This window comes from Burkholderia sp. AU30198, assembly GCF_020419825.1.
Lineage (GTDB): Bacteria > Pseudomonadota > Gammaproteobacteria > Burkholderiales > Burkholderiaceae > Burkholderia.
In genome coordinates this window covers 556739-580761 of sequence record NZ_JAIZSA010000001.1, presented here as the reverse complement: position 1 = coordinate 580761, position 24023 = coordinate 556739, and the positions used below count along the sequence as shown (strand labels likewise).

The window sequence follows — 24023 nt, the reverse complement described above, 5'->3', positions numbered from 1 at the left end:
ATGTCGACGATCGAACACGCTGCCCCCGCACGCACCGCGGCCGCCCCCTCCGGCGGCAGTGCCGCTGCATCCGCGCCGCGCGTCGCGTGCACGGTGTGCGAAGCCACGCTCGCCGCCGAAGCCCGGCGCGCACGCACCTGGCCGACCGGTATCGTCGCCGCGCTCGCATGGGCCGCGCTCGGCGCACTCACGCGGCTGTGGCCGAACCGCGTCGTCGGTTTCAGCGACTGGGCGTACACCGACGAATTCGCCGTCGGCGCGTGGACGATCGCAGCGCTGCTGCTCGTCGCCGCGACGCTCGGCCATCTCGTCCCCGCAACGCGCACGCGGCTCGCGCGGGTGCGGCCGGCCGGCCCATGGCTCGTCGCGCTGCCGCTCGTGCTCGCCGCGTGGGAAATCGTCACCGCGAAAACCGGCTGGCTGCCGACGCCGTTCTTCGCGCCGCCGCAAGCGCTGATCGAGGTCTACGTCGACGACTGGCCGCGCCTGCTCGGCAGCGCCGGCAATACGCTGAAGCTGCTCGCACTCGGCTTTGCGTACGGCGTCGCGGTCGGTTTCGCGGTCGGCGTCTCGATCGGCTGGTCGCGCCGGATTGGCTACTGGGTGCATCCGGTGCTGCGCGTGCTCGGCCCCGTGCCGGCCACCGCGTTGTTGCCGCTCACGTTCTACTTCTTCCCGTCGAGCTATTCGGCCGCCGCGTTCCTGGTAGCGCTCGCGACCGGCTTCCCGGTCGCGGTGCTCACGTGGTCGGGTGTCGCGAGCGTCAACAAGCAGTATTACGACGTTGCGCGCACGCTCGGTGCGAACGCGCGCTTCCTCGTGCTGCGCGTCGCGATTCCGGCCGCGCTGCCGCACGTGTTCGTCGGCATCTTCATGGGGCTGAGCGCGTCGTTCACGGTGCTGGTCGTCGCCGAGATGATGGGCGTCAAGTCCGGGCTCGGCTGGTACCTGAGCTGGGCACAGGGCTGGGCATCGTACGTGAACATGTATGCGGCGCTGATCGTGATGGCGCTGCTGTTTTCCGGGCTGATCGCGCTGCTGTTCGCGGTGCGCGACCGCGTGCTCGCCTGGCAGAAAGGAACCGTCAAATGGTAAGCGCCGCCGTACTCGACTCCTCCATTGCCGCTGCGCCCGCCGCCACGACACTGCGCGGCGCGCGCATCGACATCCGCCGCGTGAGCCATGCGTTCGACGGCCCCGGCGGCGCGCTGCCGGTGCTGAACGACGTCACGCTGTCGGTCGCGGCCGGCGAATTCGTCGCGCTGCTCGGCCCGAGCGGCTGCGGGAAATCGACGCTGCTGCGCCTCGTCGCGGGCCTCGACGCCGCGCGGCAAGGCACGATCGCACAGGACGGCGTGCCGATCGAACGACCCGATCCGTCGCGCATCGTCGTGTTCCAGGACCCGACGCTGTACCCGTGGCGGCGCGTGCGTGCAAACGTCGCGCTCGGCCTCGAGGCACGCGGCGTGGCGCGTGCGTCGCAGCATCGCGTCGACGATGCGCTCGCGCGCGTCGGGCTGCAGGAATTCTCGAACGTGTTCCCGCACCAGTTGTCGGGCGGGATGGCGCAGCGGGTCGCGCTGGCCCGCGCGCTCGTCAACGATCCGCGCCTGCTGATTCTCGACGAGCCGCTCGGCAAGCTCGATTCGCTGACGCGGCTCACGATGCAGGCCGAGCTCACCGCACTGTGGCAACGCGACGGTTTCTCCGCGCTGCTCGTCACGCACGATGTCGAGGAAGCGCTGTTCCTCGCGCAGCGCGTGATCGTGTTCGGGCCGCGCCCCGCGCGGATCGTCGCCGAATTGCACGTCGACCTGCCCTACCCGCGCCATCGCGGCGACCCGCGCCTCGCCGAACTGCGTCACGACGCGCTGCGGCACCTCGGGCTCGATGCGAGCTGGTAGATGCGCGGTGCCGTTCGACGATGGGCCGCCCCGCGGCGGGAAGGGTGCCGATGAACGCGCCGACGTTCGCCGACTGGGCGCTCATGTTTCTGCAAGGGCTGTATCGCGCGCAGAACGCGCTGGCGCGCGTGCTGCATGCGCTCGGGCTGACGGGCGACGCCGACGGTCAAGCCGCGTGGCCGTGGACACACCGCATCGCGCTCGAAACGCTGCGCATCGACGCGGGACTCACGCGGCAACTCGCGTTCGCCGCCGCGGCGACGACGCTGGCCGTCGTGCTCGCGTGCATCGCGTTCGCTTCGCGCAAGTGGCGTGTCGCGTCGGCGCTCGCCGCGCTGGCCGTTGCGTGGTTCGCGCCGTGGCCGCCGTCTTCGCTGTGGCTCTCGCCCGCCGTGCCGACGAGTTTCCAGCGCGATCCCGCGCCGTTTTCGGTATCGAACGTGATGCGCGGCGCGCACCTGTATGCGCAACACTGCGCGGCGTGCCACGGCGCGGACGGACGCGGCGAAGGGCCGCTCGCGGCCACGCTCTCGCACTGGCCGCCGACTTTCGCCGGCGCGCTGCTCGCCCGCCGTCTCGACGGCGAGCTGTTCTGGCGCGTGCGCCACGGCACGCGCGACGAACACGGCGTGTCGACGATGCCCGGCTTCGCCGCGACGCTCGGCCCGCAGGACACCTGGGCGCTGCTCGACTACCTGAAAGCGCTCGCCGCGGGCAGCGGTGCGCAGGCGGAAGGCGCGTGGCCCGTGCCCGTCCCGCTCCCGGCGCTCGACGTGCGCTGCGGCACCGCCGCACCCCAATCGCTCGAGCGCTGGCGCGAAGGCCAGCGCGTGCGCATCGTCGCGCTCGCGCCGGGCGCGACGCCCCCGCCGGAAGATGCGCGCTGGCAAACCTTGCTCGTCACGGCAAGCGGTACGCCGCCCGCGGCGCAGGCGGCCGGCACCGCGCGAGCCGATTGCGTCGCATCGACGCCCGACGCATGGCTCGCGTTCGCGACGATCGCCGGCGTGGCGCCCGACGCGCTCGGCGGCACGCAGCTTCTCGCCGATCGCCGTGGCTGGCTGCGGGCGCGCGCGTTGCCGGGCAGCGCCGGCTGGTCGGATGCCGACCTGCTGTGCCGCTCGGACGCCACGGCACAACCGGCAGTACCGGCAGCGAACCGCGATCCGCTGACCGCGCTGCTGCTGCGCGTCGACACGGAACCCGTGCGCGACGTGCAGGCCGGGCTCCCGCACTGAGTGAATCCCTGAACGTCTCCTCCAACCGAACTTCACGATGAATCCAACCCGACGCCATTTCCTCGCGCAAGCGAGCGCCCTCGCCACGATCGCCGCGGCCCCGGCTGCACTACGCGCGCAATCGGGCACACGGCCGCTGTTGCGCGCCGGCGACCAGAAAGGCGGGCTGCGCGCGCTGCTCGAAGCGGCCGGCGAACTGAACGGCCTCGCGTACGACATCGCGTGGACCGAGTTCCCGGCCGCCGCGCCGCTCGCCGAGGCGCTGAACGCGGCCGCCGTCGACTGCGGGCCGATCGGCGACGCACCGGTGATCTTCGCGCTCGCGTCGGGTGCGCGCATCAAGGTGATCGGCGCGAACCGTTCCGATCCGTACGGCACGGCGGTGCTCGTGCGGCCCGATGCGGCGCTGAAAGGCGCGGCCGACCTGAAGGGCAAGCGGATCGGCACGACGCGCGGCTCGATCGGCCATTTCGTCACGCTGAAGGCGCTCGACGCGGCCGGCCTGCCGCCCGACGCCGTCTCGTTCCGCTTCCTGCCACCGGCCGATACGATGCTTGCGCTCGCAACCGGCTCGATCGACGCGTGGGCGACCTGGGAACCCTATACCGCGCTCGCCGAAACGAGCGGCCGCGCGCGCGTGCTCGTCAACGGCCGCGGACTGTGGTCGGGCCTCAGCTACATCGCGGCGACCGACGCGGCGATCGCGTCGAAGCGCGACGTGCTGCACGATTTCCTGCGGCGCGTCGTGCGCGCGCAGGCATGGTCGTACCGGCACGTCGACGCGTATTCCGCTACACTCGCGCGCATCATCGGCATTCCGCCGGCGGCCGCCAGGCTGCAGTTCGAGCGCCGCAATACGCGCTGGCTGCCGATCGACGCGACGGTCATCGCCGAACAGCAACGCACGGCCGACTTCTACCTGAAGGCGGGGCTGTTGCGCCAGCCGCTCGACGTGCGCGCGACGTTCGACCCGGGCTTCCCGCTCGCATGACCGGCCGCTCGACGGCGTGCAGCCGTCCGACCGGCTTCGGCACGATCTGGCACAATCGCAGTCTCGCCATCCGCCTTCAGCCAGCGTCATGCCAGCCATCGCCGAACTCTTCGTCTATCCGATCAAATCCTGCGCCGGCATCGCGCTGTCGCGCGCGCAACTGCTCGAAACGGGCCTGGCGTACGACCGCCACTGGCTGATCACCGACCCCGCCGGGCAGATGATCACGCAGCGCACGCATCCGCGCCTCGCGCTGATCCGCACCGCGCTCGACAGCGATGCGCTCGTGCTGAACGCACCGGGCATGCGCGAGATCCGCACGCCGCTCGACGGCGACGTAACGCCCGCCACGCCGAAAATGGCCGCGACCGTCTGGCGCGACACCGTCGACGCGATCGACACGGGCGCCGAAACGGCCGCGTGGCTCACCGAATTCCTCGGCATGCCCACGAAGCTCGCGCGCTTCGGGTCCGACACGCGCCGCGGCTGCAATCGCAAATGGACCGGCGAGATCGATACGCACACGCAGTTCGCGGACGGTTACCCGCTGCTCGTGATCGGTCAGTCGTCGCTCGACGACCTGAACGCGCGGCTCGCCGCGAAAGGTGCGCCGGCGATTCCGATGAACCGCTTCCGCCCGAACATCGTCGTGTCGGATCTCGCCGCATACGAAGAGGATTTCGTCGAGCATCTCGACACCGAAGGCGCGACACCCGTGCGGCTGCGTCTCGTGAAGCTGTGCACGCGCTGCCCGATGCCGACGATCGACCAGGTCACCGGCGCGCCCAATCCGGCGTGGCCGCACGAGCCGACCGACACGATGCAGACCTATCGTGCGAACCCGAACTTCGACGGCGAACTGACATTCGGCATCAACGCGATCGTCGTCGAAGGCGCGGGCACGTGGCTCGAAGTCGGCCAGTCGCTGGAAGCGGAGATCGGGTTCGGCGATTGAGCCGCGCGTGCGGAACCGCTCGCCCCTTCAATGCCGGGAAGCCGCCACTCACAGCCAGCGCGTCCCGCATCGCTAGTCGCCATCACGCGGCGCGCTGCGCCGCATCGCTCAGCGCCGGCAACCGGATCGTGACAACCAGCCCGCCGCCGGCCGCATCGGCAAGCGTCACATTACCCTGATGCACGCGCGCGATCTCGCGCACGATCGACAGCCCGAGCCCCGTCCCCTCCACCGTCTGCGTCTTGCTGCCGCGATGGAAGCGCTCGAACACGGCATCACGCTCGTCCGCCGGAATGCCCGGCCCGTTGTCGATGACGTCGAGCCGCGCATGCTCGCCATCGCGCGACACGCGCACCGTAATCACCGCCCGGTCGCCCGCATAGCGGATCGCGTTGTCGATCAGGTTGCCGATCATCTCGCCGAGCAGGTCGGACTGCCCGTGCACGTCGAGGTCGGCCTCGTGCTCGAAACCGAGATCGATGTCGCGCGCGCGTGCAACCGGCGACCAGTCGAGCGTCACGCTGCGCGCGAGCCGGTGCAGCGCGACCGGCTTGTGCGCGACCGCATGGCCGCTGTCCGAATCGAGCCGCGACAGCGACAGCAGTTGCTGGACGATCTTCGCGGCCTGCCGCACCGCGCCGTTCGCGCGCCGCAGATGCCCGTTCGCGCGCGGCTGCTCATCGGGCCGCAGCGCGAGCTCGACGCCGGCCTGCACGGCCGCGAGCGGCGTCTTCAGTTGATGGGCCGCATCCGCGAAGAAGCGGCGCCGCGCGACCTGCATCCGCTGCGTGCGGCCGATGTACTGATTGATCGACTCGACGAGCGGCGCGAGTTCGCTCGGCACCGCGCCGGTATCGAGCGGCGTCGTATCGTCCTCGCTGCGCGCGGCGACCGTGGCCGACAGCCGGTTCAGCGGCCGCAGCCCGCGCCCGACGCCGAGCCACACGATGCCGAGCGCCAGCACGACCAGCAATCCTTCCTGCAGCAGCGACCCCATCAGGATCTCTCGCGCGAGCGCCTGGCGCGCCTCGATCGTCTCGCCGACCATCACCCACACGATGCGCGACTGCGCGGTCGGCACGTCGTGCACCGGGATGCGCAGCGCGGCCATCCGCAACTGCTCGCCGCGATAGACGACGTCGTAGTAGCGCGTGACGAACAGCGCGCCGTCGCCCGCGTCGCGCCCCTGCGGCAGCGGCAGGTCCGGATAGCCGGTGATCGTGTGGCCGTTGTCCTCGCGGATCAGGTAGTAGATCTTGCCGCCGTCGCTCGATTCGAGCATTTCGAGCGCGAGATACGGCAGGTCGACCTCGATCTCGCCGTCATTGAGCCGCACACCTTCGCGGATCGACTTCAGCGACGACGACAGCGTCCGGTCGAACGCGACGTGCGCGGCGTTCATCGCGCGCTGGTACGTGAGCCACGAGTCGAGCGCGAGCAGGCCGAGCAGCGGCAGCAGCAACCACAGCGCGACCTGGGTGCGCAGGTTCGGGCGGGTCACTCGCCCCCCCCGCCAGGCCGGCCGATGGAGCATGGCGGAGCATGCGCGGCGCGCTTCGCCGCGCCCGCGCGGTCGGCCGTGAATGGCATGCGTGTCGTTGGCGGGTCGCGAACGTGTCGATCCGGCGTAGCGAGTCAACGCGTCTACCGGCCCCGTGCAAGGATCGTGAGCGCGGCGGTGGCTCACTCGGCCGCCTCCGCCTTCGCCTTCGCTTCGAGCAGATAACCGAGCCCGCGCAACGTGACGATCGCGACTCCCGTGTTCTCGAGCTTCTTGCGCAGCCGGTACACGTAGATCTCGATCGCATCGGCGTTGACCGACTCGTCGAGCCCGAAGATCTTCTCCGACAGCGTGTCCTTGTTGATCGCACGGCCGTTGCGCAGGATCAGCACCTCGAGCACCGAGCGCTCGCGCGGCGTGAGCGACAGCGGCTCGCCCGTGAGATGGAAGCTGCGGTCGATACTGTCGTACGAAAGCGGCCCGCATTCGACCCGCGAATGCTCGTGGCCGAGGCTGCGGCGGATCAGCGCGCGGGCGCGCGCCTCCAGTTCGGTCAGTTCGAACGGCTTCGCGAGATAGTCGTCGGCGCCAAGATCGAGCCCTTTCACGCGATCCTCGACCGAGCCGTGCGCGGTCAGGATCAGCACCGGCACCGGATTGCGCCGCGCGCGCAGCCGCCGCAGCACTTCCAGCCCGTCGAGCTTCGGCAGCCCGAGATCGAGGATCACCAGCGCGTAATCCTGCGTGCGCAGCACGTGGTCGGCCGCCTCGCCGTCCGCCATGTGATCGACCGCGAAGCGCGCCGCGCTCAGCGCGTCGTTCAGCGACTGGGCGAGGTTCGGATTGTCTTCGACGAGCAGCACACGCATGGGGATTCCGGTAAGGTCAGCGACAGGTCGCTACATTACATGATCCTTTCCATGCCGACGCCTCGCGGAAACACCGGTTGCGCCGCCGGCGCGGGCGCGCGTCGGCCGGGCCGGCCGACCATCGCTCAACGCTCGGCGGCGGGCCGGTTCCGTGTCGCGAAGCGTGAACCGTCGCCTGCGCGCCGCCGCTCGCGCAGGCCGACCGCCACCGCCACGAACGCGACGCTCGCGCCGACCGTCACGACGATCATCGGGCGCGCGGTGCCATCCGACAGCCATGCCAGCACGCCGCCGCACGCGGCCGTGATTCCCATCTGGATGAAAAAGAACAGCCCGGACGCCGTCCCGGCGATCGTCGTGTACGGCTGCATCACCGCAAACTGGCAGGCCGGAATCGCGATCCCGACGGCAATCATCACAAAGAACATCGGGACGACGAGCGCCGCCACCGCCGTCGGCGCGATCGCACCTCCGATCCACAACGCGACGGCGCCGGCCAGATTGACGCCCGCCGCCACCGCAATGACCGAATCGGCCTTCCAGCGGGTGCCGGTCCGCGCGAACACGTTCGAGCCGATCAGGTAGCCGAGCACGGTCAGGCCGAAGATCGCCGCATACACCGGGCCGGATACGCCGCGTTGCCGCTGGAACAGCGTCGACGATTCCGCGATGAACGGGTAGTACGTGCAGTACGCGAAACTGATGGCGAGCGAGTAGCGCAGGAAACGGCGCTCGCGCAGCAGGCCCGCGTATGTCCGCAGGAGCCCCGCGCCCGGCGTCGGCCGCGCGTCGCTTTCGCGGGTCTCGGGCAGGTAGCGCAGTACCATCGCCGTCGCGATGAGCCCACCCGCCGCCAGCCATCCGAACACGCCGCGCCAGCCGAGCCACTCGGCAACCGCACTGCCGGCCAGCGGCGCAATCACCGGCGACAGCGCCATGCCGGCCGAGATCCGGCCCAGCATCGTGGCCTGCATCGCAGTCGGGAAGCGCTCGCGCACGATCACCCGCCCGACCACCGTTCCGCTGCAGCCGCCCAACGCCTGGAAGATGCGGGCGGCGACGATCGCCGTGATGCTGGTCGACCACGCGCAGGCGACGCTCGCAACCACGTAGAGGCACAAGCCGCCGAGCAGGACGGGACGGCGGCCGTAGCGGTCGGACAACGGCCCCGACACCAGCATCGACAGCGCATAGCCGACCATGTAGAGGGTCAGCGTGAGCTGCAACTGGGCGTCGGTGCCGTGCAGCGCGTCCGCCATCGCCGGCAGCGACGGCAGGTACGCATCGATCGTGACCCGCGGCAGGCACACGACGAGCATCAACAGGAACAGCCAGCCCCACTGGGGTAATGAACGCGTTTTCATGCGGTGAGCCCGTCTCCGGTCGGATTGATGTGGTCGACAGCAATCTAAGGTCAAAGTGATATAAGCTGAAGGGCCATTAAATCCAGCATTGACTAGACCACTATGGCACGAGGCAAAGCCGCGATTCCGCTCGATCTGCCGTGCCCCGCCTGGCTGTCCGCGGGCAGTCCGCAGTCGAAGCAGGAGTGCATTGCCGACACGCTGCGCGACGCGATCCTGAAACGCCTGCTGCCCGGCGACAGTCCGCTGCCGTCCAGCCGCACCCTCGCCGCGCGCTGGGGTGTCGCCCGGGGAACCGTCGAAGCGGCGTACGACCGGCTGTGCGCCGAGGGCTACATCGCCCGCACGCAAGGATCGGGGTCGCGGGTATGCGCGGTGGTGCCGGACAGCTATCTGCGCGCGGCCGCGCAGTCGCGCGACAACGGCCTTCCCGCTTCCGACCCGCGGCCCGCACCGCCGCGCACGACCGACGCCGCCGCGCCGGAACAAGGCGTGCGCCCGGGCGTTCCGTTCGTCGCGCGGCTGGCCGATCCCGGCCTGCTGCCGATGCAGGAATGGAAGAAGGCACTCGGGGCCAGCCTGCTTGCCGCGACGGCGCACGACCTCGGGGCGACGCCGGCACAAGGCGTCGAAAGCCTGCGCAATGAAATCGCCGCGTACCTGCGGGAATACCGCGGCATCCCGTGCGATGCGGCCGACATCTTCATCACGACCGGCATCCGCCATTCGATCGATCTCGTCGCGCGCACGCTGCTCACGCCCGGCTCGACGGTGCTGATGGAGGATCCCGGCTATGCGTCGGCGTGGCAGATTTTCACGATCGCGGGCGCGACCGTGATCGACGTGCCGGTCGATCGGGAAGGCATCGACACCGGGTTGCTCGATCGGCATCCCGACGCGCGCGCGGCCTACGTGACGCCCGCGCACCAGGCGCCGCTCGGCGTCACGATGTCGGTGTCGCGCCGGCTCGAACTGCTCGACTGGGCGCAGCGCAACCGCACGTGGATCATCGAAGACGACTACGACGGCGAATTCAGCTACCAGACCGCCCCGCTGCCCGCGCTGAAATCGCTCGACACGTGCGATCGCGTGATCTACTGCGGCTCGTTCAACAAGACGCTGTTCTCGGGGCTGCGCATCGGCTTCATGGTCGTGCCGGCGGAACTGCGGCCGGCGCTGTCGGCCGTGTGGCATGCAACCGCGCGCTCGGTCGGCGCCGCGCCGCAGCTGGCGCTGGCCCGCTTCATCGCGCACGGCGATTTTGCGAAGCATCTGCGTGCCGCGCGTCACGCGTACCGCCAACGACGCGACATCGTGCTCGACCAGCTGGCGAAACACGCCACCGGGCGGTATTCGGTGTCCGGCGAACACGCGGGCTTTCATTTCGTGCTGTGGCTGCCGCCCGGGATGGACGACGCGACGTATGTCGCGCAAGCCAAAGCGGACGGCATCGAATTGCAGCCGATCCACGGATTCTGTCGAAGCGCCCGGTGCGAAGCGGGCGTCGTCGTCGGGTACGCCGCGCTGACGGCCGCGCATGCGCGGCATGGCGGCCGGCTGCTCGGCAAGCTGCTCGCGCAACCCGCATAGCCGCCCCAGCCATCCTTGCCGCGCTCGCCGGCAACCCGCCTTCCTGCCTTGCCAGATCGTGCCGCGCGCCGCGAAACGCGCGGCCGCCGCCGCGTCGACCTCGGGAAATCCATGACACAAACGACGCGATTGTGAACCGAAATGAAAGCAGGCTGAAAGTGCGCCGCAATTAACATCCGCTCCACTCGAACAACACCTAGACGTAACTGGAGGAAGACATGCCGTTTGCACCGAAGCACCTCGCCGCCGCGCTGGCGGTCGTTCTGGGCACTGCCGCCGGCAGCGCCGCCGCGCAGGTTCCGGCCGGGTATCCGGGGAATTACCAGGGCGTGATCGACGCCGCGAAGAAGGAAGGCAAGCTGATCGTCTACTCGACGACCGACACGGGCCTCGTGCGCCCGCTGATCAAGGACTTCGAAAGCCTGTACGGCGTGAAGGTCGAGTACAACGACATGAACAGCACCGAGCTGTACAACCGCTACATCAGCGAAAACGCGGCAAGCAGCACCAGCGCCGACGTGCTGTGGAGCTCGGCGATGGATCTGCAGGTGAAGCTCGTCAACGACGGCCTGATGGCCCCGTACGACTCGCCCGAAAGCGCGAACGTGCCGCAGTGGGCGCAATACCAGAAGCTGGCGTACGGCACGACGTTCGAGCCGCTCGCGATCGTCTACAACAAGCGCCTGATTCCCGAGAACGAAGTGCCGAAGACGCGCGCCGACCTGATCAAGCTGCTGACCACGCAGGCCGACAAGTTCAAGGGCAAGGTCACGACCTACGACATCGAGAAATCGGGCGTCGGCTTCAACTACCTGACGCAGGACGCGCACGTGAACGAGAAGGTCACGTGGGAGCTCGTGAAGGCGATCGGCGCGACCGGCCCGAAGCTGCAGTCGAGCACGGGCGCGATGATGGAGCGGATCTCGTCGGGCGAGAACCTGATCGGCTACAACATCATCGGTTCGTATGCGTATGCGAAGGCGAAGAAGGACAAGTCGATCGGCTACGTGTTTCCGAAGGACTACACGCAGGTCGTGAGCCGTCTCGCCACGATCTCGAAGAAGGCGAAGAACCCGAACGCCGCGAAGCTGTGGGTCGACTACCTGCTGTCCAAGCGCGGCCAGACGCTGATCGCCAACCAGGCGAACCTGTACGCGATCCGTGCGGACGTGACCGGCGAAACGTCGGCCGCGAGCCTCACGAAGGAACTCGGCGATTCGCTGAAGCCGATCCAGATCGGCACCGGCCTGCTCGTCTATCTCGACCAGTCGAAGCGCCTCGCTTTCCTGAAGCAATGGCAGCAGGCGATCAAGCGCTGATCGGCTGATCCGCTGACTGCCGGCCGCCCGCCGCACACGGCGCGGGCGGCCCCTTCCCCTTACCGACTTCCTTGAGGCGGCCATCCGGATGGCCGCAGGGGCGAACTCATGCTTTCAACCAGCACCCGCGGAACGGCACCGGCCGTTCCACCCACTACCGGCCCGCGCGACGCGATTCCCGCGCTGCCGGTCAACAGCCTGCGGCCGCTCGCCGGCATGCTGCGCTGGATCGTCGTCGCGGTGCTGACCGTCGCGGTCGCACTGCCGCTCGGCTTCATCCTGTTCCAGAGCCTGCTGTCCGCGCCGTTCTTCGATGCGAACAAGACGCTCGGCATCGAAGGCTTCCGCTTCATCTTCAGCGATCCCGACTTCTGGTCGGCCGTGAAGAACTCGTTCATCATCGCCGGCGGGATGCTGTTCATCTCGATCCCGCTCGGCGGCATCCTCGCGTTCCTGATGGTGCGTACCGACCTGCCCGGCCGCCGCTGGCTCGAACCGCTGCTGCTCACGCCGGTGTTCGTGTCGCCGATGGTGCTCGCGTTCGGCTACGTGGTCGCGGCCGGCCCGGTCGGCTTCTACTCGGTGTGGTTCAAGGAACTGTTCGGGGTGCAAAGCGTGCCCTGGAACGTGTACTCGATCTTCGCGATCACGGTGATCGTCGGCCTCACGCACGTGCCGCACGTGTACCTGTACTCGTCGGCCGCGCTGCGCAACCTCGGCTCGGACGTCGAGGAAGCCGCCCGCGTGACGGGCGCCCGCCCGTTCCGTGTCGCGCTCGACGTGAGCCTGCCGATGACGATGCCCGCGCTGCTGTTCGCCGGCGTGCTCGTGTTCTTCCTCGGCTTCGAGGTGTTCGGGCTGCCGCTCGTGCTCGGCGATCCGGAAGGCCACCTCGTGCTCGCGACCTACCTGTACAAGCTGACCAACAAGCTCGGCGTGCCGTCGTATCACCTGATGGCCGCGGTCGCGGTGTGCATCGTCGCGATCACGTTCCCGCTCGTGCTGCTGCAACGCCGCCTGCTGAAGACCGCCAACCGCTTCGTCACCGTGAAGGGCAAGGCCGGCCGCGCGACGGTGCTGCCGCTCGGCGTATGGCGCTGGGTCGCGCTCGCGATCGTCGCGCTGTGGCTGATGCTGACCGTGATCGTGCCGATCTCGGGCATCGTGCTGCGCGCGTTCGTGACCAACTGGGGCGAAGGCGTCGCGCTTGCCGAGGTGCTCACGCTGTCGAACTTCATCGAGCTGTTCGAGCAGGACAACCTGGTGCGCGCGATCGTCAATACGCTCGGCATCGGCGTGATCGGCGGCGCACTCGCGATCGGCTTCTACTCGCTCGTCGCGTTCGCCGGCCACCGCCGCCCCGACTGGGCCACCAAGCTGCTCGACTACCTCGTGCTGCTGCCGCGCGCGGTGCCCGGCCTGCTCGCCGGTCTCGCGTTCCTGTGGATCTTCCTGTTCGTGCCCGGCCTGCGCGAGCTGAAGAACTCGATGTGGAGCATCTGGATCGCGTACACGGTCGTGTGGCTCGCGTACGGGATGCGGCTCATCCAGAGCGCGCTGCTGCAGGTCGGCCCCGAACTCGAGGAAGCCGGCCGCAGCGTCGGCGCGACGCGCAGCCGCGTGTCGCTCGACGTGACGCTGCCGCTCGTGCGCTTCGGCCTGCTCGCCGCGTGGCTCCTGATCTTCATGATCTTCGAGCGTGAATACTCGACGGCCGTCTACCTGCTGTCACCCGGCACCGAAGTGATCGGCGCGCTGCTCGTGTCGCTGTGGGCGACCGGCGCCGTCGACCAGGTCGCCGCGCTCTCTGTCATCAACATTGCGATGGTCGGCGCCGGTCTCGGCGTGGCCCTGCGTTTCGGAGTGAAACTTCATGGATAAGCTCATCGTCGACGATCTGCACCTCAGCTACGGCACCAATCCGATCCTCAAGGGTGTGTCGTTCGAACTGAAGGCCGGCGAAGTCGTGTGCCTGCTCGGCGCGTCGGGCAGCGGCAAGACCACGCTGCTGCGCGCGGTGGCCGGCCTCGAACAGCCATCCGACGGCCGCATCCAGCTCGACGACCGCGTGTTCTTCGACGGCGCGCAGCGCGTCGACCTGCCCGTCGAGCAGCGCTCGCTCGGCCTCGTGTTCCAGTCATACGCGTTGTGGCCGCACCGCACCGTCGCCGACAACGTCGGCTACGGGCTGAAGCTGCGCCGCGTAGCTCCTGCCGAACAGAAGCGCCGCGTGCAAACCGCGCTCGACCAGCTCGGCCTCGGTCATCTCGCTGAGCGCTTTCCGCATCAACTGTCGGGTGGCCAGCAGCAGCGCGTCGCGATCGCGCGGGCGCTCGTCTACAACCCGCCGGTGATCCTGCTCGACGAGCCGCTGTCGAACCTCGACGCGAAGCTGCGCGAAGAAGCGCGGGCGTGGCTGCGCGAGCTGATCGTGTCGCTCGGGCTGTCGGCCCTGTGCGTGACGCACGACCAGACCGAGGCGATGGCGATGTCCGACCGCATCCTGCTGCTGCGCAATGGCCGCATCGAGCAGGAAGGCACGCCGGCCGAGCTGTACGGTGCGCCGCGTTCGCTGTACACAGCCGAGTTCATGGGCAGCAACAACCGGATCGATGCGCGCGTCGCGGCGATCGACGGCGAATGCGTGACGCTCGCGGGCGACGGCTGGGAAATCCGCGCGCTTGCACGCGACACGCTCGCGCCGGGCCAGGACGCGCAGGCCGTGATCCGCCTCGAACGCGTGCAGGTCGCCGACGGCCCGGGCGCGAACCGGCTGCAGGCCGACCTCGTCACGTCGATGTATCTCGGCGACCGCTGGGAATACCTGTTCCATTGCGGCGACATGCGCCTGCGCGCGTTCGGCCACGTGCCGCGCGCAGCGGGCAAGCACTGGATCGAATTCCCGACCAACGACTGCTGGGCGTTCGCGAAAGCGGGCTGACCCACGCGGCGGCCCGCTCGCCGCCGCGCATGCACGCCGCGCGCATCGCGCCATCCGATGACACGCAGGTCCGGCGGACGCCTCCCCCGCGTCCGCCGCGGCGTGCTGCGCGCCGCATCCGCTTCCCCCTGTTTCACCCACTCACAAGAACCAAGGAGACACCGTCAATGAAGTCACGCGCAGAACGTTCCCTTCGCGCCGCCGTCCTGACCGGCTCGGCCGCCGTCGCCGGCCTCACCGCAGGCGCCGCGCACGCGCAGTCGTCGGTCACGATGTACGGGATCATGGATGCCGGCATCGAGTTCGCCAACCACGCGGCGCCACAAGGCGGCAATTCGTACAAGCTCAAGTCCGGTAACAAGAACACGTCGCGCTGGGGCCTGCGCGGCGTCGAGGATCTCGGCGGCGGGCTGAAGGCCGTGTTCCGTCTCGAAAGCGGGATCGACCTCGCAAACGGTGCGTCCGACGACGGCCCCGACTCGATCTTCGGGCGCCGCGCAACCGTCGGCCTGAAGGGCAAGTGGGGCGAGATCTCGCTCGGCCGCAACTTCACCGTCACCTACGACTACATGCTGCCGTTCGACCCGATGGGGTATGCGCAGAACTATTCGTGGGCGACGTCGTCGATGGCGACCGGCGGCCGCAAGGACGGCATGTTCACGCGCTCGTCGAACGCGGTGCGCTACGACGGCGAATTCAGCGGCTTCAAGTTCGGCGCGATGTACGGCTTCGGCAACGTGCCCGGCAGCGTGAAGACCAGCTCGAAGTACGACGCGGCGATCGGCTACGAGGGTGGCCCGTTCGCCGCGGTGGTCGCGTTCGACCGGCAGAACGGCGCGTCCGACAGCGTCACGCCGGCCGATCCGGTCAACTACATCCAGGGGATTCATGCGGGCCTGAGCTACGACTTCGGCAACCTGAAGACGATGGCGGGCTATCGGAACTACAAGCGTGCGTATCGCACGAGCGCCGCGAACCAGCTGAGCGACATGTATTGGCTCGGCGGCTCGTACCAGTTCACGCCGACGTTCTCGCTGATCGGCGCCGTGTATCACCAGAACATCAAGGGCGGCACGGACGCCGATCCGACGCTCGTGTCGATGCGCGCGCAGTACGCACTGTCGAAGCGCACGGTGCTGTACGCGGCCGGTGCGTTTGCGATCGGGCAACATGGACAGAAGGTGGGCGTATCGCGTGATGTCAACGGGTATGGCACCACGCAGGTCGGGGTGACGGCGGGGATTCAGCAGCGCTTCTGAGCCGGATGCGGCGGGCGTGTGTCGCACGGGGCTGTCTTTTGGCCTCACGCGCGGTGGCATGACGGTGAATCCCGGATTGTCGCCGCACGGCTCGACCAAATGGGTCGAATGGGCCGGCATCAGCGCGCGGACGATGAGCCGCCGCTTCGTCACCGAATTGGGGCTGACGTTCGCGCGGTGGCGTCAGCAGGCCAGGCTGCTGCGGGCGCTGGAGCGAAGGTGGGGAAGCGATTTCCGACGTGACGAGCGAGACGTTCCGATACGACCCGACTGGAAACCTGCTGGCCAGGATGACCGGCGACGTGACAGAAACCGTACTCGCGGACAACGAACAAGGTGTAATCGGCGACCGACTAACGCGCTTTATTTCGATCGACACAGCGACACAAACGCTGCTGGAGTTCGCTTACGACGGTCACGGCAACCGGATAGGGCGAACGGCCCAACTCATGACGGACATACCATCAGCCAAATCGACGCCGAGCTTGCTCGACAGGCTGCTGTCACGCCAAGACACTCCCGGAGCGAACACGGCGGCATCGCCGCCGCGCGTAACGCGCTATCGCTACGATGGTGGGCATCAGCTTATCGGCATCGAGTATGTCGATGGCGGACGCACGGAATATTGCTATGACGCGATGGGGCGGCGAATCGCAAAGGTTCATACGCCTGCCGGTCAGCCGTCACGCATGACCCTCTTTGTGTGGGACCGCGACTGGATGCTGCAAGAGGTGCATGCGGGCGCGACCACGCACGATGACGCCGTCGTGACCTATATTGCGCATCCTGATCATCAGGGCCCGCTCGCACGCCTGGCAGATGGCAAGCGCTATCACTATCTGAACGATCACTTAGGTACGCCGCAGGAACTGATCGATGACGACCGCAATGTTGTGTGGGCGGTGGATTTCGAGGGTTACGGGCAAACTCAACATCAGATTGTCGCCGAGATCGACAACCCAATTCGGTATCCTGGACAGTATCGCGATATTGAATCCGGGTTGTACTACAACCGGCATCGGTACTACGATCCAGAAGTCGGACGATATATCAATCAGGACCCTATTGGACTGCTAGGCGGAGCGAACCACTACGCTTATGCGGATAATCGGCCGGGAGAGTCCATCGATCCGACTGGGTTATTTACCATGGCGGCAGGCGCTGAGCTGGGCGCTGCCGGCGGAACCGCCGTGTTTCCAGGAATCGGCACCATTGTCGGTGGCTTGCTGGGAGCCGTTGTCGGTGCCGGAGCGATGATCTGGATGGCGAATGCGGTCTCCAATTCCGGAACACAGAGCGCAACAGATGCACGCCAGTCCGAGTACGAATATGCTAAAGGCATCTGTGATACACCTCCTCCTGGCAGTAACGACTGTTCGACACTTTCTCGACAAATCGACCATGCCGAGAAGTGCATTAAATTGTACGAGGCATGGGATCAAAAGTGGCTACCAGGGCGGCATGACCAAAAGCTTGCCGGTTGGAAAAATCGCCTTCGGAATCTGAAGGATGATCACAATAGGAAATGCACGCAAAAATGTCCTCAAAAGAGCAACTGAAATCTGTTTTTGAGAAGTACAAGACCCACCCTGAATTTTTGGGCCTTGAACTGACCGACCCAAATCAACGAGGAGCGGTGGACGATACTCTCTTGCATCTTGCCGCGCGCAAGGGTGCCATTGACGATATGAGGGTGTTGATTGATGCTGGCGCCGATGTGAACATTGTAGGTGACTTGGGCAATACACCGCTTCATCAGGCAGCAATGATGAAGCAAGTAGAATCGGTTAAATTTCTTCTGAAATGCGGAGCCAAGAAGCAAATGAAGAATGAATTCGACCAAACGCCTCTGGACGTTGCTGATATCAGCAAAAACGCCGAAATAATTCGCCTCCTGAAAACGGGCAAATAGATCTGCTTCGCAACTTCGATACCGATTTCATGGCATCGAGCATCTACCTCGACGCTCCTGCCAGGCAATCGAACGATATTGTAGGATTTCATTTCTGAACGGAGGCATCCATCACTATGAAGGCCATCATCCGCAAAGGCGACACAACGGATCACGGCGGTATGGTGCTCGAAGGCTTTGGACTTTCGAATTTGAACGGCAGGTCCGCATCTGGCGTCGGCCACATGGTCTCGTGTCCGAAGTGCAACGGCGCTTATCCAATCGTTCAAGGCTCGAGCCAGTACACGATCGAAGGCCGCGCGGTAGCGCTGGACGGGATGACGACCGCATGTGGCGCGTCATTGATCGCTAGCCAACAAGAATTTCTGGCGAACGAGTGACATCACCAGCATTTCGGATAGGTCGTCACCAAGTTCCTCTTTTGGCGGAAGTCAGTCATAGCCCATGCAGCCCATCTTCGGATCAACGGCTTTGGCACGCCCCTCGCTCCACACCTGCTTCGCTTCGCCAGGACGACCGGCCTCCGGCATGCACTTCCGCTATTGGATCAGGCTCATTTGCCCGCCTCGTGATTCAACGCCTTATCCACCTTTTCTTGCAGTTGCCGGTCGTATGCCTCGGCCGCTTTGTCGCGCTCGCGCAGCGCCTGCATCTGCGCGTTCGCCGTGGCGTCGAGCACACCCTGAACGACATACGGATCGTTGCTGGCCGGCTTGTCCAACGAACTGCCGTCGTCGACGCGGACGCGAATCCGGTCGTCCTCGAGGAACTGCACCACGAAGTTGTACTGCGTGGGTCCATACGGCGGCACTTTTGCCACGGCTTCGAGCCATTGGTCGCCGCTACGGTCGTTGGCGTCGTATGGGTGCGAGTCACGCTCCCAACGCACGTGCACCGTCATGCCGTCGCGCCACTTCTCCGGCACATAGACGCAGCACGATTCGGAGCCACCACCACTCGGTTCCCCGGTCTTGCCAACCGGTGCGATGTTCGGACCTCCCCCGCTTCGACCTTCGGAATCCGTGATGGAGAAACTTCCAACCCCATACGATGCGTAATTCAATCCGCTGACCGACGCCGGATTCTCGACCGCGCTGGCTGCAGGCACCACCGGTGCGGTCGCGCCTGCCTGCGACGCCCCCTGATGGCAGCCGGCCACCAGCACGCCTAACGCGAGCGCAGCCAGAAACCGCACCGGCATGGCTGCTGGTCGCGCGCTGCGGCGCGCTGGAACGTTTTTCATTGAGCGAATCAACTTGCTTCCTCGAACTGCTTGCTGACCGGCATTGACCCGATGAGACTTGTCGCGCGCTCGAAACCTCATCGTGTGCGCGGCGTCGCTCTTGGTCGCCTCGTCGGCTAAGTGACCGCCTTCGCGGTATTGATCAGCGTTTGTATATCGCCGTTCCATTTGGGGAGCGGCGCTGGCGGCAAGGGCAATATCTTGTCCAGGTTGGGAAGCTTCAATCGCCCATCGTAAAGTTTCAGGCCATCGGCGACTTTGCCGTAGCGTCGAGCACGTGCCTTGTCGATATGGCCGACCAGGTTGGTGCCATTGTCGAGGTCCATCCCGTCAAATTCCGCCGCAAGGCTATCGGCACATTTGGCGCTTCCCAGCTTGACGCCTTCATGCAAGACGTTCAGTGCACGGCGTTTTGCCTCGAGCGTATTGGGACGGGCGTAGATCAAACCCAGTTTCTCTGCGGCATCGCCATATCCCTGTGCCAGCGCACATTCGAGCATCCGGGTTCCCACCTCCTGGTTGGCCCAAAAACCTTCGCCGGGGTTGTCGTAAGACGCAGCCAGCTTGTAGCCAAGGAAAGCCATCGCGGCCGGACTCCCCAGATCGGCGGCTCGCTGGAAAAATGCGTACGCCCTGCTGGCACCGCCGCCCTTGACCACCCCGTCGAGGTGATAGATGCCCATCCGGTCGTATGCATCGGGAATATCGAGCCTCATGACCTTCTCGACCCACTGAATCGCGGCTTCGGGATCGTGTTCCGGTACGCCGGAACGATTGCTCAAAATCAGCGATGCGAGGTTCAGCATCGCCTTCCAGTGGTTTCTTCCAGCGGCCTGTAGATAGAGCTGATACACCTTCGCATAGTCGATGTTGTCGGCAGGTACCGCCGGATCGTCCAAGATCAACGCTTGCTGAAACCACATGTCCGCCTGCGGATCCACTGGAGGCACCCGTTGCGCCTCAACTACGCAGGTGAAGTCTTTTCGATGTGGATCGAAGAGCGGCAGTTTTTCGTCACGTGGAAGATCAGACGTAGCAGTGGTCCACTGATGACCGGCGGAAGTCAGGGCGCCTGCATGCGCCGTGGTGACGAGCAGTAAGGTGGCGACGGCGAAGCGCAATGTATCGATCAAAAATTTCACGCGCGGCCCGACTCGCCAGCACCACCAATACCGTCACCATTTGACACGGAGGTCGAACCGTTCGGCATCGTGGCCGACAGGCAGTCGACGAACAGCAACACAAACCCGGTCATTGGTTGCGGACCTGCATGTTGGATGTCTTGATTCTTGCTCATCCGTCGATTCCTGCGCCTGAATGTATCTGGCCTATCTTTCGGATGGCCGCTGTATTAAATAGCATCGCCATGAGGCAATTCAAATGCTCGGTTACTCAGATTCACCGCAGGGATATCAACCACTTCAGCTGCACTTGCGCCCTATCGATGGCCACGCTTCGCTGACTCAGCGTTGCAATGGCGGCCGTCACGAGCGCACTCTTTTTCATTGGCATGAGATGGGTCCTCCAGCGCGATTCTAACCGTCCTCAGATCAGTGAAGCATTGAGGTTGGCAAGACCTCGCACGATCAGGGATGCTGTGGCGCACGCGGCCGAAGAACCAACGGCCCATGAAGATCATCAACGCGCTGGCCACGAACCTCGTGGACAGCCGGCAGCTGGAGGGGTGGGCCGGCATCAGCCCGCGGACGACGTATCGCCGCTTCGTCACCGAGTCGGGGCTGACGTTCGCGCAGTCGCGTCAGCAGGCCAGGCTGCTGCGGGCGCCGGAAAGGATTGCCGATGTCGCGCCGGTGACGACGATCGCGCTCGATCCCGGGTACGACAATGCGAGCGCGTTCATCGACATGGTCCGGCGGGCGTTGGGGATGACGCCGGGGGGGATATGGAGGCGGGTTTGCACCGCGACGGATGGGTGTGCCGCATCAGCAGGCGGAAACCGCCAGCCGCTACCGGTTCGTCAATACGTCCCGTCCCGCCTCTTCACGGCCTCGCCGCCCTTCCCCTTGAACTGCGCAGCCAACCGCTCCGCACTCCTCGCCAGCAGCGTCGTATCCACCCCGACCGCGACGAACAGCGCTCCCGCTTCCAGATAACGCCGCGCGGCCGCCTCATCCGCGCTCAGGATCCCCGGTGCCTTGCCGGCCTCCTTGATCGTCCGGATCGCGCCGTCGATTGCCGCCTGCACATCCGGATGCCCCGGATTGCCGAGATGCCCAAGGTCTGCGGCCAGATCCGCCGGCCCGATGAACACGCCGTCGACACCTTCGACCCGCGCAATCGCATCGATCGCATCGAGCCCCGCCTGCGTCTCGACCTGCACGAGCACGGCCATCTCGTCGTTCGCGCGATGCAGGTAGTCGCCGACACGATTCCACCGCGACGCACGCGCCAGCGCGCTGCCGACACCACGAATGCCATGCGGCGGATAACGCGTCGCCGCCACCGCCGCGCGCGCTTCATCCGCGCTCTGCACCATCGGCACGAGCAACGTCTGCGCGCCGAGATCGAGCACCTGCTTGACGATCACCGGATCGTTCCACGGCACACGCACGACCGGATGCGACGGATACGGCGCGATCGCCTGCAGTTGCGCGAGGATCGTCGGCACCGTGTTCGGCGCGTGCTCGCCGTCGATCAGCAACCAGTCGAAACCGGCGCCCGCAACCACCTCGGCGCTGTACGGATTCGCGAGCCCGAGCCACAGCCCGATCTGCGCATCGCCGCGCGCGAGCGCGGCCTTGAAGACATTCGAAGGCATCTGCATCGTTCGCTCACCTCATTCGAAGTAGCACTGGATCGTCCCGAGCGGGCCGTAGTCGACGCTGAACGTGTCGCCCGGCCGCGCCGCGCACGGCCGCGTGAACGACCCGCCGAGCACGATCTGCCCCGGCTCCAGCGCGACGTCGAAGCGCGCGAGCCGGTTCGCGAGCCACGCGACGCCGTTCGCCGGATGGTTCAGTACGCCGGCCGCGACGCCCGTTTCCTCGACCACGCCGTTGCGCGACATGATCGCCGCGACCCAGCGCAGGTCGACGTCCTGCGGCTTCACGGGCCGGCCGCCGATCACGACGCCCGCGTTCGCCGCGTTGTCGGCGATCGTGTCGAACACCTTGCGCGGCCGCTTCGTGTCGGGGTCGATCGACTGGCTGCGCGCGTCGATGATCTCGAGCGCGGGCACGACGTAGTCGACCGCGTCGTACACGTCGAAGATCGTGCAGTCCGGGCCGGTCAGCCGCTTGCCGAGCACGAACGCGAGCTCGACCTCGACGCGCGGCACGATGAAGCGGCCGGTGGGAATCGTGCCGCCGTCGGCGAAGAACATGTCGTCGAGCAGCGCGCCGTAGTCCGGCTCGTCGATCTGCGACGTGTTCTGCATCGCCTTCGACGTGAGGCCGATCTTGTGTCCCTTCAGCGTGCGGCCTTCCGCGAGCTTGAGGGCCACCCACGCGCGCTGGATCGCATACGCGTCGTCGATCGTGATGTCGGGATGGTCGAGCGAGATCTGGCGGATCTGCTGGCGTTCGCGCTCGGCGTCGTGCAGACGCTTCGCGAGCTGGTCGATGATGGCGGGTTCGAGCATGGTCGGATCGGGAATGGGGTTCAGCCGGCCCGCTTGTAGCGGGCGTGAATGTTGTTGTGCTTGTACGAGCCGCTTTCGCTGAACTCGGTCAGCTCCATCGACAGCGCGAGGTAGCGTTTCGCGTACAGCTCCGCGAAGTGCGCCTTGACCGCGTCGAACAGCGCATCGCACGCGGCCTTCTTCTGCGCGTCGGTGCGGCCCGAGCCGATCTTCAGCATCACGTGGACGAATGCGTCGTCCTCCGTGCCGTCGGCCACGCAATAGTCCTGCAGCTCGATCGCGCGCGAGCGGATTCCGCCTGTCGGGAACACGCCGCCCTGTGCGATCAGCGTTTCGTTGATCGTGCGCAGCAGCGCGGGAATGCGCGCGTCGTCGCGGATGTTCGCGGTGTATTCGACGACGATATGGGGCATGTCGAGTCTCCTGTCGAATGCGTGGCGCGACGCTCAGGACAACGGAAAGATCGCATTGATCTGCCCGGTACCCGAACTCGCGAAATAGTCGGTGACGATCTCGACGGGTTTATCGTAGCGATCCCAGCCGAGCAAGCCGAGCAGCATCGCGGTGTCGTGCATCCCGCCTTCGCCGTGGCAATGCGTGTTGTACTCGGGCAGCATCGCGCAGAAGGTCTTGAAATCGCCCTGCTTCCACAGCTCGACCACGCGCAGGTCGACCTGCCGGAAGAATTCTCGGCTGATCTGGTGGATCGATTCCTCGGGGCTGCCGTTGTCGTTGAAGCGATGCGACAGCGACCCGCTCGCGAGGAACGCGACGTTCGAATCGCTCTTCTCGATCGCTTCGAGCAGCGCCTCGCCGAAGCGCCGGCTTTCGTCGAGCTGATGCCACATGCACCAGCCGGCGATCGACACGACCTTGAAGTGCTGGTCGGCGTTCATGTAGCGCATCGGCACGAGCGTGCCGTATTCGAGTTCGAGGCTGTCGATCTCGTGCGCGCGCGTTGCGATCCCGCGCTCGCTGGCCGTCTCGGCGATCAACTGGCCGAGCGCCGGGTTGCCCGGATATGCGTACTCCATGTCGCGGATGAAATGCGGTAGCTCGTTGCTCGTGTACGTGCCCGCGAACCGCGCATTGCAGTTCACGTGATAGCCGGCGTTGACGAGCCAGTGCACGTCCGACACGACGATCGTGTCGACGCCGAGCGCGCGGCAGCGCTCGCCGATCAGTTGATGGCCGCGGATCGCCGCTTCGCGGCAGCCGTGATGCCTGCCGGGCAATTCCGACAGGTACATCGACGGCACGTGCGTGATTTTTGCGGCGAGGGACAGTTTGCCCATCGTTCAAGTCTCCTGTCGGCTGGAGTTAGCGCTTTAGCGCT

At 66.4% G+C, this 24023-nt stretch carries 23 protein-coding genes and 2 pseudogenes; 15 read left to right on the top strand and 10 right to left on the bottom strand.

Going from position 1 to position 24023, the window contains the following annotated elements:
- The 5 genes from LGN19_RS02525 (at position 1) to LGN19_RS02505 (ending at position 5088) form a co-directional block, all read left to right on the top strand.
- Positions 1 to 1095 (top strand): ABC transporter permease, encoded by a 1095-nt coding sequence (locus LGN19_RS02525; RefSeq protein ID WP_175222015.1) that lies wholly within the window; start codon positions 1 to 3, stop codon positions 1093 to 1095.
- The gene (locus LGN19_RS02520; RefSeq protein ID WP_226213126.1) at positions 1089 to 1904 is read left to right on the top strand and encodes an ABC transporter ATP-binding protein; all 816 of its coding nucleotides are present in this window, start codon (positions 1089 to 1091) and stop codon (positions 1902 to 1904) included. The genes LGN19_RS02525 and LGN19_RS02520 overlap by 7 nt, the downstream gene beginning before the upstream one ends.
- Positions 1905 to 1954: 50 nt before the next feature.
- Positions 1955 to 3142: a c-type cytochrome gene (locus LGN19_RS02515; RefSeq protein ID WP_226213125.1), complete on the top strand. Its 1188-nt coding sequence runs from the start codon at positions 1955 to 1957 to the stop codon at positions 3140 to 3142.
- Positions 3143 to 3179: 37 nt separating this feature from the next.
- A complete protein-coding gene (locus LGN19_RS02510) occupies positions 3180 to 4133 on the top strand; it encodes an ABC transporter substrate-binding protein (RefSeq protein ID WP_226213124.1) in 954 nt (317 codons plus the stop codon).
- Positions 4134 to 4221: 88 nt separating this feature from the next.
- Complete coding sequence (locus LGN19_RS02505; protein ID WP_226213123.1) at positions 4222 to 5088, top strand: MOSC domain-containing protein; 867 nt, start codon at positions 4222 to 4224, stop codon at positions 5086 to 5088.
- An 82-nt stretch (positions 5089 to 5170) separates the two neighbouring features.
- Here LGN19_RS02505 and LGN19_RS02500 read toward each other — a convergent pair whose 3' ends face one another.
- From LGN19_RS02500 to LGN19_RS02490, 3 genes are all read right to left on the bottom strand, one after another.
- Positions 5171 to 6589, bottom strand: coding sequence for a sensor histidine kinase (locus tag LGN19_RS02500; RefSeq protein ID WP_226213122.1), 1419 nt, complete (start codon positions 6587 to 6589; stop codon positions 5171 to 5173).
- A 182-nt stretch (positions 6590 to 6771) separates the two neighbouring features.
- Positions 6772 to 7458 (bottom strand): response regulator, encoded by a 687-nt coding sequence (locus LGN19_RS02495; RefSeq protein ID WP_226213121.1) that lies wholly within the window; start codon positions 7456 to 7458, stop codon positions 6772 to 6774.
- Positions 7459 to 7583: 125 nt separating this feature from the next.
- Positions 7584 to 8822 carry a multidrug effflux MFS transporter gene (locus LGN19_RS02490; protein WP_226213120.1) on the bottom strand — a complete coding sequence of 413 codons (1239 nt, stop codon included), beginning with the start codon at positions 8820 to 8822 and terminating at the stop codon, positions 7584 to 7586.
- Positions 8823 to 8924: 102 nt separating this feature from the next.
- Here LGN19_RS02490 and LGN19_RS02485 point away from each other — a divergent pair, with 102 nt between their 5' ends.
- From LGN19_RS02485 to LGN19_RS02445, 9 genes and pseudogenes are all read left to right on the top strand, one after another.
- Positions 8925 to 10412 (top strand): PLP-dependent aminotransferase family protein, encoded by a 1488-nt coding sequence (locus LGN19_RS02485; protein ID WP_226213119.1) that lies wholly within the window; start codon positions 8925 to 8927, stop codon positions 10410 to 10412.
- Positions 10413 to 10630: 218 nt separating this feature from the next.
- Positions 10631 to 11731 (top strand): ABC transporter substrate-binding protein, encoded by a 1101-nt coding sequence (locus LGN19_RS02480; protein ID WP_122946888.1) that lies wholly within the window; start codon positions 10631 to 10633, stop codon positions 11729 to 11731.
- Between the two features lie 108 nt (positions 11732 to 11839).
- Positions 11840 to 13612, top strand: coding sequence for an ABC transporter permease (locus LGN19_RS02475; RefSeq protein WP_174956399.1), 1773 nt, complete (start codon positions 11840 to 11842; stop codon positions 13610 to 13612).
- Positions 13605 to 14672: an ABC transporter ATP-binding protein gene (locus LGN19_RS02470; protein ID WP_226213113.1), complete on the top strand. Its 1068-nt coding sequence runs from the start codon at positions 13605 to 13607 to the stop codon at positions 14670 to 14672. Before LGN19_RS02475 ends, LGN19_RS02470 begins: the two co-directional genes overlap by 8 nt.
- Positions 14673 to 14839: 167 nt before the next feature.
- Positions 14840 to 15931, top strand: a complete 1092-nt coding sequence (locus tag LGN19_RS02465; protein ID WP_174956401.1) for a porin — start codon at positions 14840 to 14842, stop codon at positions 15929 to 15931.
- A 97-nt stretch (positions 15932 to 16028) separates the two neighbouring features.
- Positions 16029 to 16148 (top strand): annotated as a pseudogene (locus tag LGN19_RS02460) (helix-turn-helix domain-containing protein); the annotation flags it as partial.
- Positions 16149 to 16170: 22 nt separating this feature from the next.
- The gene (locus LGN19_RS39730; protein ID WP_319000614.1) at positions 16171 to 17490 is read left to right on the top strand and encodes an RHS repeat-associated core domain-containing protein; all 1320 of its coding nucleotides are present in this window, start codon (positions 16171 to 16173) and stop codon (positions 17488 to 17490) included.
- Positions 17469 to 17843, top strand: a complete 375-nt coding sequence (locus LGN19_RS02450; protein ID WP_226213111.1) for an ankyrin repeat domain-containing protein — start codon at positions 17469 to 17471, stop codon at positions 17841 to 17843. The genes LGN19_RS39730 and LGN19_RS02450 overlap by 22 nt, the downstream gene beginning before the upstream one ends.
- 116 nt (positions 17844 to 17959) lie before the next feature.
- Complete coding sequence (locus tag LGN19_RS02445) at positions 17960 to 18223, top strand: PAAR domain-containing protein (protein ID WP_226213106.1); 264 nt, start codon at positions 17960 to 17962, stop codon at positions 18221 to 18223.
- Positions 18224 to 18396: 173 nt separating this feature from the next.
- On the opposite strand, the gene LGN19_RS02440 is transcribed toward LGN19_RS02445, so the two are convergent.
- From LGN19_RS02440 to LGN19_RS02430, 3 genes are all read right to left on the bottom strand, one after another.
- On the bottom strand, positions 18397 to 19086 hold the full coding sequence (locus tag LGN19_RS02440; RefSeq protein ID WP_226213104.1) for a DUF3304 domain-containing protein: 690 nt from the start codon (positions 19084 to 19086) through the stop codon (positions 18397 to 18399).
- Positions 19087 to 19202: 116 nt separating this feature from the next.
- The gene (locus tag LGN19_RS02435; RefSeq protein ID WP_319000613.1) at positions 19203 to 20228 is read right to left on the bottom strand and encodes a DUF6396 domain-containing protein; all 1026 of its coding nucleotides are present in this window, start codon (positions 20226 to 20228) and stop codon (positions 19203 to 19205) included.
- Positions 20225 to 20383, bottom strand: coding sequence for a hypothetical protein (locus tag LGN19_RS02430; RefSeq protein ID WP_226213103.1), 159 nt, complete (start codon positions 20381 to 20383; stop codon positions 20225 to 20227). Before LGN19_RS02430 ends, LGN19_RS02435 begins: the two co-directional genes overlap by 4 nt.
- A 310-nt stretch (positions 20384 to 20693) precedes the next feature.
- Here LGN19_RS02430 and LGN19_RS02425 point away from each other — a divergent pair.
- A pseudogene (locus tag LGN19_RS02425) lies at positions 20694 to 20984 on the top strand (helix-turn-helix domain-containing protein); the annotation flags it as partial.
- Positions 20985 to 21064: 80 nt separating this feature from the next.
- Here the strand turns inward: LGN19_RS02425 and hpaI are convergent.
- Genes hpaI through hpaD form a run of 4 tightly spaced genes read right to left on the bottom strand, consistent with a single transcriptional unit; the run spans position 21065 to position 23982 of the window.
- Positions 21065 to 21871 (bottom strand): 4-hydroxy-2-oxoheptanedioate aldolase, encoded by an 807-nt coding sequence (hpaI, locus tag LGN19_RS02420; RefSeq protein ID WP_226213102.1) that lies wholly within the window; start codon positions 21869 to 21871, stop codon positions 21065 to 21067.
- A gap of 12 nt (positions 21872 to 21883) precedes the next feature.
- The gene (hpaH, locus tag LGN19_RS02415) at positions 21884 to 22687 is read right to left on the bottom strand and encodes a 2-oxo-hept-4-ene-1,7-dioate hydratase (protein ID WP_226213094.1); all 804 of its coding nucleotides are present in this window, start codon (positions 22685 to 22687) and stop codon (positions 21884 to 21886) included.
- Between the two features lie 20 nt (positions 22688 to 22707).
- A complete protein-coding gene (locus LGN19_RS02410; protein ID WP_226213092.1) occupies positions 22708 to 23100 on the bottom strand; it encodes a 5-carboxymethyl-2-hydroxymuconate Delta-isomerase in 393 nt (130 codons plus the stop codon).
- A 33-nt stretch (positions 23101 to 23133) separates the two neighbouring features.
- Complete coding sequence (gene hpaD / locus LGN19_RS02405; protein WP_226213090.1) at positions 23134 to 23982, bottom strand: 3,4-dihydroxyphenylacetate 2,3-dioxygenase; 849 nt, start codon at positions 23980 to 23982, stop codon at positions 23134 to 23136.
- Between the last annotated feature and the right edge of the window lie 41 nt (positions 23983 to 24023).

Coding starts and splice junctions, on each gene's coding strand:
- LGN19_RS02430 (WP_226213103.1), bottom strand. CDS start 20,383: ATGAGCAAGAATCAAGACATCCAACATGCAGGTCCGCAACCAATGACC.
- LGN19_RS02525 (WP_175222015.1), top strand. CDS start 1: ATGTCGACGATCGAACACGCTGCCCCCGCACGCACCGCGGCCGCCCCC.
- LGN19_RS02470 (WP_226213113.1), top strand. CDS start 13,605: ATGGATAAGCTCATCGTCGACGATCTGCACCTCAGCTACGGCACCAAT.
- LGN19_RS02410 (WP_226213092.1), bottom strand. CDS start 23,100: ATGCCCCATATCGTCGTCGAATACACCGCGAACATCCGCGACGACGCG.
- LGN19_RS02485 (WP_226213119.1), top strand. CDS start 8,925: ATGGCACGAGGCAAAGCCGCGATTCCGCTCGATCTGCCGTGCCCCGCC.
- LGN19_RS02490 (WP_226213120.1), bottom strand. CDS start 8,822: ATGAAAACGCGTTCATTACCCCAGTGGGGCTGGCTGTTCCTGTTGATG.
- LGN19_RS02440 (WP_226213104.1), bottom strand. CDS start 19,086: ATGAAAAACGTTCCAGCGCGCCGCAGCGCGCGACCAGCAGCCATGCCG.
- hpaD (WP_226213090.1), bottom strand. CDS start 23,982: ATGGGCAAACTGTCCCTCGCCGCAAAAATCACGCACGTGCCGTCGATG.
- hpaH (WP_226213094.1), bottom strand. CDS start 22,687: ATGCTCGAACCCGCCATCATCGACCAGCTCGCGAAGCGTCTGCACGAC.
- LGN19_RS02515 (WP_226213125.1), top strand. CDS start 1,955: ATGAACGCGCCGACGTTCGCCGACTGGGCGCTCATGTTTCTGCAAGGG.
- LGN19_RS02475 (WP_174956399.1), top strand. CDS start 11,840: ATGCTTTCAACCAGCACCCGCGGAACGGCACCGGCCGTTCCACCCACT.
- LGN19_RS02445 (WP_226213106.1), top strand. CDS start 17,960: ATGAAGGCCATCATCCGCAAAGGCGACACAACGGATCACGGCGGTATG.
- LGN19_RS02480 (WP_122946888.1), top strand. CDS start 10,631: ATGCCGTTTGCACCGAAGCACCTCGCCGCCGCGCTGGCGGTCGTTCTG.
- LGN19_RS02520 (WP_226213126.1), top strand. CDS start 1,089: ATGGTAAGCGCCGCCGTACTCGACTCCTCCATTGCCGCTGCGCCCGCC.
- hpaI (WP_226213102.1), bottom strand. CDS start 21,871: ATGCAGATGCCTTCGAATGTCTTCAAGGCCGCGCTCGCGCGCGGCGAT.
- LGN19_RS02450 (WP_226213111.1), top strand. CDS start 17,469: ATGTCCTCAAAAGAGCAACTGAAATCTGTTTTTGAGAAGTACAAGACC.
- LGN19_RS02510 (WP_226213124.1), top strand. CDS start 3,180: ATGAATCCAACCCGACGCCATTTCCTCGCGCAAGCGAGCGCCCTCGCC.
- LGN19_RS02465 (WP_174956401.1), top strand. CDS start 14,840: ATGAAGTCACGCGCAGAACGTTCCCTTCGCGCCGCCGTCCTGACCGGC.
- LGN19_RS02495 (WP_226213121.1), bottom strand. CDS start 7,458: ATGCGTGTGCTGCTCGTCGAAGACAATCCGAACCTCGCCCAGTCGCTG.
- LGN19_RS02505 (WP_226213123.1), top strand. CDS start 4,222: ATGCCAGCCATCGCCGAACTCTTCGTCTATCCGATCAAATCCTGCGCC.